The organism is Sphingobacterium hungaricum (genome assembly GCF_015210005.1).
In the GTDB taxonomy this organism is placed as follows: domain Bacteria; phylum Bacteroidota; class Bacteroidia; order Sphingobacteriales; family Sphingobacteriaceae; genus Sphingobacterium; species Sphingobacterium hungaricum.
In genome coordinates this window covers 1450464-1463547 of the sequence record NZ_MU158698.1, presented here as the reverse complement: position 1 = coordinate 1463547, position 13084 = coordinate 1450464, and the positions used below count along the sequence as shown (strand labels likewise).

The following is a 13084-nucleotide window of genomic DNA, read 5'->3' as shown; positions in this document are numbered from 1 at the left end:
GGAAAATTTATAGTATTCAAAAGTAACTTAATAAATGCATATTTGCGATAAAGAATGCAGATAGTTTTATTTAATTTTAGCATTCGCCATTAAAAAACAACAGTCTATGTCATTAGCAGATTTCTTAAGTCCGATTCAAAAAAGCCATTATGCCAATAATGAACAATTTAATGTTGCGCAATTAGGAAGTCTTATTCAAGCCTATGAGGATGCTTTTCCAGATTTAGAAAATGAAGAAACAAAACCTCAACTGGCCATTATTGGGGTAGAGGAAGATAGGGGTTCGGTCAACAATGCAGGAGCGAAAAAATCGCCCGAAAAAGTCCGTAAACATTTGTACCATTTATATCCCGGAGATTACCGTGTCCGAATAGCGGATTTGGGAAATATCCAGCAAGGAAATACAATTAATGACACATACACCGCTTTGAAACTGGTGGTTGAGGAGTTAATCAAAAAAGATATTCTTCCGATAATTATAGGGGGTGGACAAGATTTAACTTATGCGCAATACCAAGCTTACGAAGGTCTGGAACAGCGTGTAGAAGTTGCTATCATCGATAATAAATTGGATTTGGACCAAGAGAATGCGGAAGAAACACCGATAAATTCGGCTACTTATCTAAATCACATTATTCTGCATCAGCCCGATTATCTCTTTAACCTGAGCAACATCGCTTATCAAACGTATTTGGTGAACAAAGATGCGCTGAATATGTACGATAAACTGTTTTTTAGCACGATGCGGTTAGGAATGATATCCGGAAAGTTAGACCATGCAGAACCCTTAATCCGCGCAGCGGATATGGTGAGTTTTGACATCAGCGCAATCCGCGCTTCGGAAGCCACAGGAAATGCCAATGCAACTCCGAATGGCTTGTATGGCGACGAAGCTTGTCAACTTGCTCGTTACGCGGGAATTTCAGATAAATGTACGTCCGTTGGTTTTTACGAATACAATCCTACGTTCGACCCGATGGAGTTTTCGGGCATGCTGGTTGCTCAGATGATTTGGTGTTTTATTGATGGCTATTACCAACGCAAGAATGATGCACCGTTAATCCCTAAGTCAGATTATCTATTTTATTATACGCCATTGAATGCCGATGACCATGAACTGATTTTTATCAAGAGCAAGAAGTCAGACCGATGGTGGATGCAAGTGCCATATTTTGGTTCGAAATCCGTGAATGAGCGCTACTACCTGATGCCTTGCCGTTACGAGGATTATCAGTTGGCTGTTCAGGGTGAAATGCCCGACTTGTGGTGGAAAACCCATCAGCGTCTTCAATAATATTTTCTCAATTCAACCTACTGGGCTATGGAAGTGATTTATTTGTGTTGCATACTTATTCTTTTTGTAGCGCTTGCGTTTTTGTTGTGGAAGCAGAATAAGGCCGTTTCGGGCGAACGCTATGAACAATTGAGAGCGGAGAATGAACGCATCAAAATCGAACTGGCCAAATCCCAACAGCGGGAATCTTCTTTCGAAGAGCATTATCGCTTGTCCCAGATTTCACTCGAAAACGAACGGGAGGTACGCATGCGACTCGACCGTAGCCTGGAAAATTCCAATGCCAACCTGCAGGCCCAATACGATAAGCTAGAAGAGCAGAAAGCCGAGATTGCATCCATCAAACAGCAATTCAATTTAGAATTCCAGCAAATTGCAAATGCCATTCTCGAAGAAAAAACCCAAAAATTCTCTGAAAGCAATCAGAAGAATTTAGGATTGATTTTGGACCCGCTAAAAGAAAAAATAAAGCTTTTCGAAGAAAAGGTCGACAAAACCTATCAGCGTGAAGCCGCGGAGCGGAATGTCTTGAAAGGTGTTGTCGAACAATTGATGCAACAGAGCCAGCAAATTACGAATGAAGCAAGTAACCTGACGAGAGCATTGAAAGGCGATGCGAAGAAGCAAGGCAATTGGGGCGAAGTAATTTTGGAGCGGGTTTTAGAGCGCTCAGGATTAAACAAAGACCAAGAATACCGTTTGCAACATTCTTTTCAAGAAGAAGGAGCCAAGAAAATCCCGGATGCGATTATTGATTTACCAGATAACAAACAATTGGTTATAGACAGCAAAATTTCTTTGGTTGCCTATGAACGTTGGGTGAATGCTGAATCGGAGCAAGAATTGAAGCTGTTTGCGAAGCAACATGTCACTTCTCTGGAATCACATATCCGTGATTTGTCGAGCAAAAATTACCAGCAGATTTATCACATTAACTCTCCTGATTTTGTGTTGCTCTTTATGCCGATAGAATCCGCTTTGAGTTTAGCTGTTCGGGAGAAACCGGAATTGTTTTCTGAAGCCTGGGATAGAAAAGTCGTCATTGTCAGTCCGTCCACGTTGTTAGCGACGCTTCGAACCATTGCAAGTATTTGGAAACAGGAGAAGCAAAATAGAAACGTCTTAGAGATTGCGAGAGAAGCTGGATTGCTTTACGATAAGTTTGTTGGCTTTATTCAAGATATGCAACAGATTGAATCGAGCTTAGGCAAAGCCTCGGCTAAATATGACGACGCCTTCAAAAAACTAGCTTCAGGCCCAGGGAATATGGTTAAGAAAATGGAAAATCTCAAAACCTTAGGCGCTCGAACCAATAAACAAATTGACGGGAAGTTTTTGGAAGATTAGCACCGCTGTTTTTTGAAGCTAAATGATTTTGAACGAAAAGCATTTGCCTCTTTTGTCTTTCCTCTCTTCAATTATTTAAAGTGGTTTGACAAAGCGTAATCGCAAAAAACGCAGAGCTCTACACCCTGCGTCTTCTGCGTTCTTTCAATACTGAAAGTCTTTCAGCATTTTTTATTTTCTACTTTTTAGTGACGAAGGTGACATAGGTTATGAATGAGGCTTTGAAAATAAATAAAAGTTTTTGAATCAAGCACATTTTAGTACGCCACGCTTTTTTACTTTTGAATTTTTACTTTTGAATTTTTTAGTATCCCTTCGCAATATCATCACCACGAGGGTCAGCTCCAGTTTGTCTTTTTCCGTCAGGAAGAATCAGAATATTTTCAACTCGCCCGATGTTGCCACGGACATGGATTTTATAGCCATCTTTCTCCAGATTTTTTCGAACCTCTTCGGAAATGGCTCTATCCTCTACATCAATCTGGTCAGGAAGCCATTGATGATGAAAGCGAGGCGCGGTAACGGATTCCTGTGCATTCATTCCAAAATCAATCACATTTAAAATGGTTTGGAAAACCGAAGTCATGATTGTTGAACCTCCCGGAGTACCGACAACCATAAATAATTTGCCATCTTTTTCTACGATTGTTGGCGTCATCGAACTTAGCATGCGTTTGTTAGGTTCAATCGCATTGGCTTTTCCACCCACTAAACCGTAAAGATTTGGAACGCCTGGCTTAACCGAAAAATCATCCATCTCGTTGTTGAGTAAAAATCCTGCTCCGGCAACGAACACACACGCGCCGTATGAACCGTTTAATGTTGTTGTTAATGAAACTGCATTTCCGTCTTTGTCAACGATGCTAAAATGAGTGGTTTGTTCGGATTCATATCCTGGGAAGTTCGTTGCTTTGACATCCGCACTTGGCGTAGCTTTCGATAGGTTGACGCCCAACATGCGCTGTTGGTTAAATGCCGAATCGATTAATTCATTCGCCGGAACTTTCCAGAAATCAGGGTCTCCCAAATGTGTTGCGCGGTCTGCATAAATCCTTCGTTCAGCTTCCACCATCACACGTACCGTGGAGTCGGACTGAAAGCCCCATTCTTTCAATGGATAATGTGCTACAGATTGCAATAAAGCAATCAAGGATGTACCACCGCTGGATGGAGGTGGCATCGAAATAATCTTGTGATTTTTATAGCTTCCCACTAAGGGATTTCGCCATACGGCATCGTAATTTTCTAAATCGCTTTTTGAAATAATTCCATTGCCACGCTGCATTTCTTTGACGATTAAATCGGCTGTTTCGCCTTTGTAGAATCCATCACGACCTTGGTCAGCGATGCGTTGCAAGGTGTTGCCAAGTTCTTTCTGAACAAATAAATCATCTTTTTTCCATTCGCCATCTTTAATGATCGCACTTCCTAAAGGATTTAGTTGTTGAAATTGCTCTTTGTGTTTGTTGAATTCTCCGGCTTGCATTTCTGTTATCGCAAATCCTTTGGTTGCTAATTCGATTGCTGGCGCAATCAACTCTTTCCAAGTAAGCGAGCCGTACTTTTTATGTGCTTCTTCCATTCCCGCTACAGTTCCCGGTACCCCGGCAGCAAGCTGGCCATACAGACTCAGATCCGTAATCGCATTTCCTTCTTTATCTAAATACATATCGCGCGTAGCGTTTGCTGGCGCTTTTTCTCTAAAATCCAATGCGTTGACTTCGCCGCTCTTATCGCGGTAAACCATAAACCCACCGCCGCCGATATTTCCTGCATTTGGATAAACAACAGCTAATGCAAATTGTACAGCAATGGCTGCATCGATCGCATTGCCACCTTTTTCTAAGATATCAACGCCAACTTGAGAAGCAATTGGATGTGCTGTCACTACTGCAGCTTGCGAAAATGTTCCTGTTGTATTTGGAACATTTGATGTTTTGCAACCTATAAATAGGTTGATGATTAAGAATATGGAAAGAAAAGTTCTTGTTGATTTTATCATATATATGCGATTGTTCATGTAAAGATTGATTCAATTCAGAACCAAAATTACTCATATTTACTTACTTTAATAAAGCTTCCGTCAAAAGGGTCAAGTTTTAGTCGATAAAGCTCTTTTGACGGCGCTCCGGCGGGAACCATTACTCCTACACCAATTGCTCCAAAACCTACGCCCATGGCAATTGAAGGTCCGATTATACTGCCCGCACTTACTGTTTCTAGCAGGTACCCGTCAAAAATATAATCATTGTCGACAAAAAACAATTGATAGGTTCCAAGTTTTGTGACTAAATAGGATTCATTTTCATAAGTGTATGCGTAGGCGTTTTTCCAGCTGATGGTTTTCTTTTTATTGTTCTCATCCAGGTATATGAACGCTTTAATATTTCCCTTTTTGTCCCGTTCGGCAAAAATTTCTTTGGACGGAACTTGATTTTTAAAACTTTCCCAATCCATAAAGACGCCGCTTACTAAATTTTTACTGGTATAAAGCGGCAACTTGCTTTTTAGAATCTCATTCAGATTGATTAGGGCATCTGCCGTCAGCTCCTCTTTTAACTTTGGTTCTAATTTGCAATTTTGGATAATAAAATCAGTAATCACTTGGCTAGACTTTTTGGTCAAGGCGCGAGTGACATCCATACCGCTGACCACAATCTTATCATTGATTTGAGCAATGGTGGAAAACTGTCCGTCATTATTTTCGTACAAGATCGCCCGAATATCAAAATATCCTTTTTCGGATAGCGAACCAGTTACTTCGGCTAAATCAAATTTAATCAACTGCAAGATTAATTTTCCATCTTGAGCCGTGGAATCAATCGCATTGCCGAAAAGAGTTTCAATTTGTTTAGTTATCGGCGTTAGTGGGACTACCAGCCTTTTTGCATTGAACATTCCTTTCTGAACAATACCCAAATCAGATTTCCGTTCCCTAGAATCATAGACACGAAGTTCATTGTACAGGCTGTTGGAAATCTTTCCTTCTGGAGAGAGAAGGTTATAGTCAACCGATTTTTCTTGCGCTTGCGCAAATAAAGAAAAAAAGACAGGTAAGACTAAAACAACAAGTAATTTTAGGAGCTTCATAATTTCGAATAAATTAAAAAAAGATACTTAAAATTATGAAAAATAAGGGAGAAATAAATTCCTCCCTTAAACTATTTTAAAGTGTTAAAGCCAATCTGGTGAAGGCATATCTTCCGTTGAAACCAAATTGCTGACCTGTTCTTGAGTATAGGAAATAACCAGCTCCTTGAAGACTGCTTCCGTCACGAACTTTGTCCGGATAAACATCAAATAGGTTGTTTGCACCTATTGTCCAGCGCAAGTTTTTGGTCAATTGATAACCAACACTTAAATCAGTAATTACTTTTGCTCCGAAGGTCTGCCTGTCCGCATCAACATTTGTTGCGCCTTCAACTTCTCCGAAATATACATTTCTTAAGAACACATTGAATTTATCCAATGTGTAATTAAACGATAAGTTGATTTTTTGACGAGGAACAGCAGATTCTAAATAAATTCTGCTTGCTTGGTCGAAATAGATGGATTCTTTACCCGCCAAAGTAGGTGATGCTTTGATATTACCCAAAATATTTGTTTTCACAAAAGTTCCTGATAAATCTGTGCGTAAAGTTCCTTTTCCTAAAGTTTCATTGTAAGTCAAGACTATATCAACGCCTTTCGTTTCCGTGTCGATTGCATTGGCAAAGAAACGAGCTGATGAAGCATTTGCTTGGCGCAATAATTCATAGATTTCACGGTCTTGGTCCGAAGCACCTGCTGCATTCGATCCTGTAAAGTTACCTGTGTAAACGACACGGTCGTCGATACGGATGTAGTAACCATCAACAGTTGCTTTGAATTTGCCGAAATTCGCAGTCAGACCTGCGCTGTATGAATTGGAAGTTTCTTGTTTTAACGAAGGAATGCCAAGCAATTGTGCAGGGCGGCTATCGTTTGTAAATGTTCCTGAATTGATGATTTCACCATCAATAAATAAACTAGATGTTGCATTGAAGTAGCGTTGGTGCAATGAAGGAGCACGGAACCCTGTACTTGCTGCTGCACGAACTGTGAATACATCATCAATTTTGTAACGTGAGCTAACTTTCCAGTTTAAAGTAGAACCGAAATCTGAATAGTTTTCGAAACGCAACGCTCCTGTCAATAACCAGCGCGGGGTAAAGTTAACTTCGATGTCTGTGTAAGCGGCAACGGATGAACGAGATTCATTCACTTCGTTATCTGGTCTAAATCCTCCAAAAGCTTGTGCACCCGAAGCATAGGGAGAACCATTTGCAGCAAACAATGTCTGTAAGTTTCCTTGTAGGTTTGGAATTAATATAGGGTCGCCATTTCCATCAACGCCTACTTGGATTGCTTTTCCATAATCCGCATAAGAAGCTTCTTCACCTGCTACGATTTTATAATTTTCATAACGATGTTCCAATCCGAAAGCAACGTTGATGCCTGCTAAACTTTGATCGAAAAATCTGTTGATGTCAAAGTTGGTCGTGTTTTGTACAAAACGATAGCCACCATCATCGAATGTTGTTGGCGAAGAAGTTAACATCGATGCGTTTAATGAGTTTTCTGTTTTGAAGTCGATGGAATTTCTCCCATAAGAGTTTGAGAAATCCGTATTCCATTCTCCGATTTTACCTTTGATCCCTGCCGCAAAAGATTGGTCGTAATTGTCCGTAACGATTAATGGTAAAAATCCCAATGGATAAATTTCGCTAATGTTTTGAGTGATTTGAGCCGGTTGTCTTCTAAATGCTGCGGATTGTCCGTTGCGATAATTTAATCCCCCGAAGGCATAAAATTCTGCATTTTCAGAAAGAGGCACAGATGAGTTGAAGAACAAAGCGCCACCACGTGTTTCAGCTTGTCCGATTCTTGAAACAAAATCTCCTCTCGTCAAACCGCGGCGATCTAATTCTTCGTCAGTAATATTTGCACCTGTTGGATTTGGATACAGCGTCGGGTTATTGTAATCAGAAAAAATCGTTCCTGTAAACTCTTTTTGTCTGTTTGTCGGCTGGCGATAATCATATGATCCAGAGAAATTAATGTATCCGCCATTTGTTCCGATTGGCAAACCGAAGTTCACATTGGCTTGAACACTTTGTCCATCAAAATTATCTTCGGCATTTTTGGAGGCGAATCCGCCATACGTTGCCGATGCGCGCAATTCTTGGACATTATCTTCTAAAATAATGTTGATTACTCCTGCGATCGCATCAGATCCATATTGAGCGGCAGCGCCATCACGTAGAATTTCAATTTTTTTAATTGCTGCTGTTGGAATGGCATTTAAATCCGTTCCTACTGAACCTTTTCCAAATGTTCCATTGATGTTAACGACGGACGTTGTATGACGGCGTTTTCCATTGATCAATACTAAAACTTGATCCGGGCCTAATCCGCGCAATGAAGCCGGATCAATGTGATCTGTTCCGTCAGAAATAACCTGTGTATTGGAATTGAATGAAGGAGCAACATAATTTAAAAGCTGGTTCAATGAAACCTGAGCTACATCTTTTGTCAATGCTTTGATGTCAATTATGTCGACAGGAGCAGTGGTTTCCAAATTGGATCTGGGCTCCGAACGGCTACCAATTACCACTACTTCGTCCAAAGAAGCAGATTGAAGATCAAAATTCAATACAGTTCCGCTTGCTTCCGCAATCAATTTTGTCAGCGATGAATAGCCAACATAAGAAACCGTGATGCTTTTTGTGTTTGCAGTTGCCGAAATGGAATAATATCCCTCGGTATTGGTTTGCGAAGAACTTCCATCATTTGATCGGACAGTTGCTCCAGCAATGGCTTCGCCATTTGCAGTCACGTAACCAGAAATGCTTTGGTTTTGGGCTTGGACGGATAGGGTAAATGCTACCGCCAAACCTAAGAGACTTAATTTTAATAAGACGTTTTTGTATATTTCTCTCATGTAATTTGATTTTAGTTAACAATAATTTCTGCAAATATATAAAATCTATTGATTAGGTAGTTTAAATTATTTCGATGATTTATAAACTTACTGTAAAAAACTATTATTTTTAAGAAAATTATTAAAGCTAACGTGAGTTCGGGATAAGAAAAAGTTTAAAATAGTTGGGATTTTAGACAAAAAAGGCTTGATTTTTGTATATAATTAGTTGACAACCAAATTATTACAATTATAAATCAAGCCCATGCTTAGAGATAAAGTTATTGAAATTTTCGTTAAGGTGGATGATTTCTGTAAAGAAATTCAGCCAATTTTGGAAGAAAAGCGAATCGAGGACAAAAAATTAGGTATGCGCAACCGTAAAACTGGACTTTGTCAAAGCGAAATGATCAGCCTTATGGTACTGTTCCATAACGGTCAGTTCACCAATCTGAAGTCTTTTTATGTACATTATGCTTTGCCGCATATGAAAGATCTGTTTCCCGGCCTAACAACTTATAACCGTTTTGTAGAACTGCAGCCCCGATGTGCCATGCTGTTTATGTTATTTGTAAAAATGCGCTGTTTGGGAAAAAGCAATGGCATCAATTTCATTGATTCAACGCACATCAAAGTGTGCCATAACAGAAGGATCCATCAGCATAAAGTTTTTAAAGATGTAGCCGAGCGTGGACAATGTTCAATTGGTTGGTTTTATGGCTTCAAGCTTCATCTGATAATCAATGACAAAGGGGATATTCTTTCATTTTACCTTACTAAGGGCAATGTAGACGACAGAAATCTAAAACATATGATGGATATGACCAAAGATATTTTCGGAAAACTGTATGGAGACAAAGGCTATATTTCTAAAGCAATGGCAGATATCCTTTGGGGAAATGGGGTCCAAATGGTAACAAAGCCAAGAAAAAATATGAAGGGAATGAACCTAAGCCAAACTGATAAAATTATGCTCAGAAAAAGAGCGATCATCGAGTGCGTGAATGATGAACTTAAGAATATTTGCAAATTGCAGCACACAAGACATCGCTCGGTAAACAACTTCTTGTTGAATATTTTAGGAGCTTTAGCGGCATACTCTTTTTTCCCTAAAAAGCCTTCTTTAAATATTCAGTTTGAGCAACAAGATAAACAATTATTCCTTGCTGCTTAAACCGAACTCACGTTAAAGCTATGAAAACATTTCTGACTATATTTTTTACTTTTTGCTTTATGGTTATATCTGCTCAGACGGTGCGCATACTGACATACAATATCCACCATGCAAATCCACCAAGTAAACCAGGGTTTATTGATTTGAAAGCTATAGCTAAGGTGATTAATGATGCAAAGGCAGATGTAGTCGGGATTCAAGAAGTCGATATCAAGGTGTCTAGATCTGAAATGCAAAATCAAGCTGAGCTATTGGCTGAATTAACTGGGATGGATTACTATTTTTCGAAAGGTATTAATTTAGAAAAGGGCTACTACGGCACATTGATTCTATCCAAGCATAAGATCGTTGGAAAAAGGCGCTACGATTTGCCGATGCCAGTGAAAAGTGAAAACCGTTCCTTAGCAATTGTGGATGTGGCATTGCCTAACGGCAAGGTCATTTCAGTAGCGAATACACATTTGGATTTGAAAGAAGAAAATAGGATTGAACAAGTGGAATACATCAATGAAACCGTGGATTTATACAGTAGGCCATTTATTCTTTTGGGAGATTTGAATGCAAAACCAGATTCAAAACCTATTCAGATTTTGGAAGAGCAATTTGTCAGAAATACCAAAACAAATAAGCCGACTAGTCCAAATGTAAATCCGCGAAATGAAATCGATTACATTATGCTTTCAAAAAATAGCAAATTTTCTTGGATAAAATATGAAGTCATTTCCGAAGAATATGCTTCAGATCATTTGCCTTTGCTCGCGGAAATCGAATTTGAATAGTTACTTCAATTTCTCGTTGTTTTGATGGCGATCTGCGTCTCTCTTGGTCTTCTTGTCAAGATTCTTTTGCAAAGCGTCGGTCAAATTGATTCCAGTCTGGTTGGCCAAACAAATTAAAACGAAAAGCACATCTGCCATTTCATCAGCCAAATTAACTTGTTCGTCTGATTTTTTAAACGACTGCTCTCCATATTGCCTTGCCATGATTCGGGCAACTTCGCCGACTTCTTCCATAAGCATAGCCGTGTTCGTGAGTTCATTGAAATACCTAACGCCAGTAGTTTTGATCCATTGATCGACGATTTCTTGGGCTTGTTGAATGGTCATGGTCTTGATTTTATTGTAAAATGAATTGTATAACGCTTTCCGCGAACCGTACAGGATGTTGGAATTTAATATGGTGTTGTGTTTCTTCGAAAATTAAATGAGAAACCAGATCGGGATTGTTTTTGGAAAATTTTAAATAATCCTCAGCGTAGGGCAATGGATCATTTTCAGACTGCGCTTCGAGTACTAGTGTCGGCACAGTTAACGGTCTGTTCAATTGATTCAGGCCTAGATTCAACAATGTACGCTGAAACAAAGAAGAATTTTCCGGACTTAAAATCATTTCCACAAAACGCTTCTTATCATCCATCCAATACAAAGACTCTTGCTCTTTATAAATCACAAATTCGCCGTTCTTATTTTTGTTGATAAAAGAGAGGTTCGTAAATGAATACTTTTTATCTGTGTAGGCATTTAACACTTGATACGCTTCCTGCTCACTTTGATAGTTCTGAAATAATTCTGCAGGCTTGTTTTCGATTTGTTCACTAATATAATTTGAAAGCCAATCTTTTGATTTTGTTTTTAAATTATAATGCAAGCCCATCAGGCCACCATCTTCTAAAATTAACGCGGACGTTTTCTCTGGATAGTTCTTGTAAAAAGCGGTTGCTAGGTAAGCTCCACGAGAAAATCCGCCGATAGTGACTTTGTCAATGTCTAGGTGATTTAAAAGTTGTGAAATATCATCTGCTAAATTGTCGACAGAAACTTCTGTCTCGGGAAATTTTGTTTTTCCGTGTCCGTAATAATCCACCGAAATAACATAGATGTTGTTTTTGGTGAGTTCGTTTACGATAGGCAGAATCTCATAAGCATTCGACAAACTTCCATGAAGCCAAAGGAAAGGAATGCCATTTGGATTGCCCCAAGTTAAGTAATGAAGATTGGTGTTTTTTGTGCTAAGCCAGCCTCCGTGCGCCTTTTCATAGTCCGTGTATTTCTTTTGGTCAATTAAAAATTGCTCAGCAATAGAATCCGATTGTGCAAAACTGAAAATAGGGGCTAAGAAAATGAGCAGGAAACTGAGTCGCATGGTTAAAAATTTTCTTTATCCTTTGTATTCATCACAATGGTGACTGGTCCATCATTGATCAATTCGATTTGCATATCTGCACCAAATATGCCCGTCTGGATGTTTTTATTTAACAATTGCGAAAGTGATTTTGCCATTTCCTCATACAGTGGAATTGCTTTTTCTGGTCTCGCTGCGCGAATAAAGGATGGGCGATTCCCTTTTTTGGTTTGGGCGAATAAAGTGAATTGAGATATCAATAGAATATTTCCATCGACATCCACTATTGATTTATTCATCAATCCATTTTCGTCGGAGAAAATCCGAAGATTAGCGATTTTCTGCGCCAGCCAATTGATGTCCTCTTCCGTATCTTCGTTTTCGATGCCTAGCAATACAAGTAAACCCTGCTGGATTTTACCCGTGAATTTTTCATCTACTTTGCAAGAGGCTTTACTGACCCGTTGAATAACTGCGCGCATTTAGATTTATTATTTTGAAAATTAGAATTTTAATAAGCTTTTAGACAAGTTGAATGTATTCGTCTTCAATCTTAACACTGAAATTAATATCGGCCTTTAAGGCCTTAAAAACTTTCAGAATGGTATCTATGGTTGCACTATTGGTACTGCTTTCCAATTTTGAAATTTGTGATTTTTGTACGCCAATTAATTTGCCGAGTTCTTCTTGCGTTAAATTTCTCTCTAATCGTGTGGCTTTAATCATCCTGCCTAAGATATCCATGCTCAGCTTATACTCATACTCATCTCGTTCCGTTGTCCCAAGATTACCTATATACTTGTCTTTCATTTCAGAAAGCGAATAAGCTTTTAAAATTTTATCTGCCATGATTGTGCAATTTAACTATTCTTAAAATAATGTTCTCTGATTTTTTGAGCTTTAGCAATTTCCTTTTTCGGAGTTTTTTGATCTTTCTTGACAATCCCATGTGTAGCAACCACAAGGGTATGAGTTTTTGTTCGTTTGTCCCAAAATGCAAAAAGCCGATATTGATTTCCCATATGCTGAGCTCTAAATTCCCAGATTTCTCCATTTAGCTTTTTCAAAAGTTTAGGGTCATTAGTTTGCTCAGCAAGGTCAACATGATAAAGTATTTTTTTGACAGCTTTTTTGTCAAGTTTTGCTAAGAAATTAGCAGCTTCTTCCAAAAATTTGGTCTCAAAATATTTCACCTCAAAAATTTTAT

At 38.9% G+C, this 13084-nt stretch carries 12 protein-coding genes; 4 read left to right on the top strand and 8 right to left on the bottom strand.

Annotated features, from left to right (window positions below):
- Positions 1–106: 106 nt before the first annotated feature.
- A complete protein-coding gene (locus C4F49_RS09600; protein WP_196935644.1) occupies positions 107–1294 on the top strand; it encodes a formimidoylglutamase in 1188 nt (395 codons plus the stop codon).
- 27 nt (positions 1295–1321) lie between these two features.
- Positions 1322–2641, top strand: coding sequence for a DNA recombination protein RmuC (locus C4F49_RS09595; protein ID WP_196935643.1), 1320 nt, complete (start codon positions 1322–1324; stop codon positions 2639–2641).
- Between the two features lie 304 nt (positions 2642–2945).
- Here C4F49_RS09595 and ggt read toward each other — a convergent pair whose 3' ends face one another.
- The 3 genes from ggt to C4F49_RS09580 all read right to left on the bottom strand — a co-directional run bounded on the left by ggt (position 2946) and on the right by C4F49_RS09580 (position 8603).
- The gene (ggt, locus tag C4F49_RS09590; protein WP_196935642.1) at positions 2946–4643 is read right to left on the bottom strand and encodes a gamma-glutamyltransferase; all 1698 of its coding nucleotides are present in this window, start codon (positions 4641–4643) and stop codon (positions 2946–2948) included.
- 47 nt (positions 4644–4690) lie between these two features.
- Positions 4691–5731, bottom strand: a complete 1041-nt coding sequence (locus C4F49_RS09585; RefSeq protein WP_196935641.1) for a hypothetical protein — start codon at positions 5729–5731, stop codon at positions 4691–4693.
- 76 nt (positions 5732–5807) lie between these two features.
- Positions 5808–8603 carry a TonB-dependent receptor gene (locus tag C4F49_RS09580; protein WP_196935640.1) on the bottom strand — a complete coding sequence of 932 codons (2796 nt, stop codon included), beginning with the start codon at positions 8601–8603 and terminating at the stop codon, positions 5808–5810.
- 244 nt (positions 8604–8847) lie between these two features.
- On the opposite strand from C4F49_RS09580, the gene C4F49_RS09575 reads away from it, so the two are divergent.
- Together C4F49_RS09575 and C4F49_RS09570 are read left to right on the top strand one after the other, a co-directional pair.
- The gene (locus C4F49_RS09575; protein ID WP_196934848.1) at positions 8848–9756 is read left to right on the top strand and encodes an IS982 family transposase; all 909 of its coding nucleotides are present in this window, start codon (positions 8848–8850) and stop codon (positions 9754–9756) included.
- A gap of 59 nt (positions 9757–9815) precedes the next feature.
- Positions 9816–10535, top strand: a complete 720-nt coding sequence (locus C4F49_RS09570; RefSeq protein ID WP_196935639.1) for an endonuclease/exonuclease/phosphatase family protein — start codon at positions 9816–9818, stop codon at positions 10533–10535.
- Here C4F49_RS09570 and C4F49_RS09565 read toward each other — a convergent pair whose 3' ends face one another.
- From C4F49_RS09565 to C4F49_RS09545, 5 genes are read right to left on the bottom strand one after another with little or no spacing between them, the layout of a single operon-like run.
- On the bottom strand, positions 10536–10862 hold the full coding sequence (locus C4F49_RS09565; RefSeq protein WP_196935638.1) for a nucleotide pyrophosphohydrolase: 327 nt from the start codon (positions 10860–10862) through the stop codon (positions 10536–10538).
- A gap of 10 nt (positions 10863–10872) precedes the next feature.
- Entirely contained in the window at positions 10873–11898 is a 1026-nt protein-coding gene (locus tag C4F49_RS09560; RefSeq protein ID WP_196935637.1) for an alpha/beta hydrolase, read from the bottom strand.
- A 2-nt stretch (positions 11899–11900) separates the two neighbouring features.
- Positions 11901–12359 carry a D-aminoacyl-tRNA deacylase gene (gene dtd / locus C4F49_RS09555; RefSeq protein ID WP_196935636.1) on the bottom strand — a complete coding sequence of 153 codons (459 nt, stop codon included), beginning with the start codon at positions 12357–12359 and terminating at the stop codon, positions 11901–11903.
- A gap of 40 nt (positions 12360–12399) precedes the next feature.
- Positions 12400–12726: a helix-turn-helix domain-containing protein gene (locus tag C4F49_RS09550; protein WP_196935635.1), complete on the bottom strand. Its 327-nt coding sequence runs from the start codon at positions 12724–12726 to the stop codon at positions 12400–12402.
- 11 nt (positions 12727–12737) lie between these two features.
- Positions 12738–13046 (bottom strand): type II toxin-antitoxin system RelE/ParE family toxin, encoded by a 309-nt coding sequence (locus C4F49_RS09545; RefSeq protein WP_231388258.1) that lies wholly within the window; start codon positions 13044–13046, stop codon positions 12738–12740.
- Between the last annotated feature and the right edge of the window lie 38 nt (positions 13047–13084).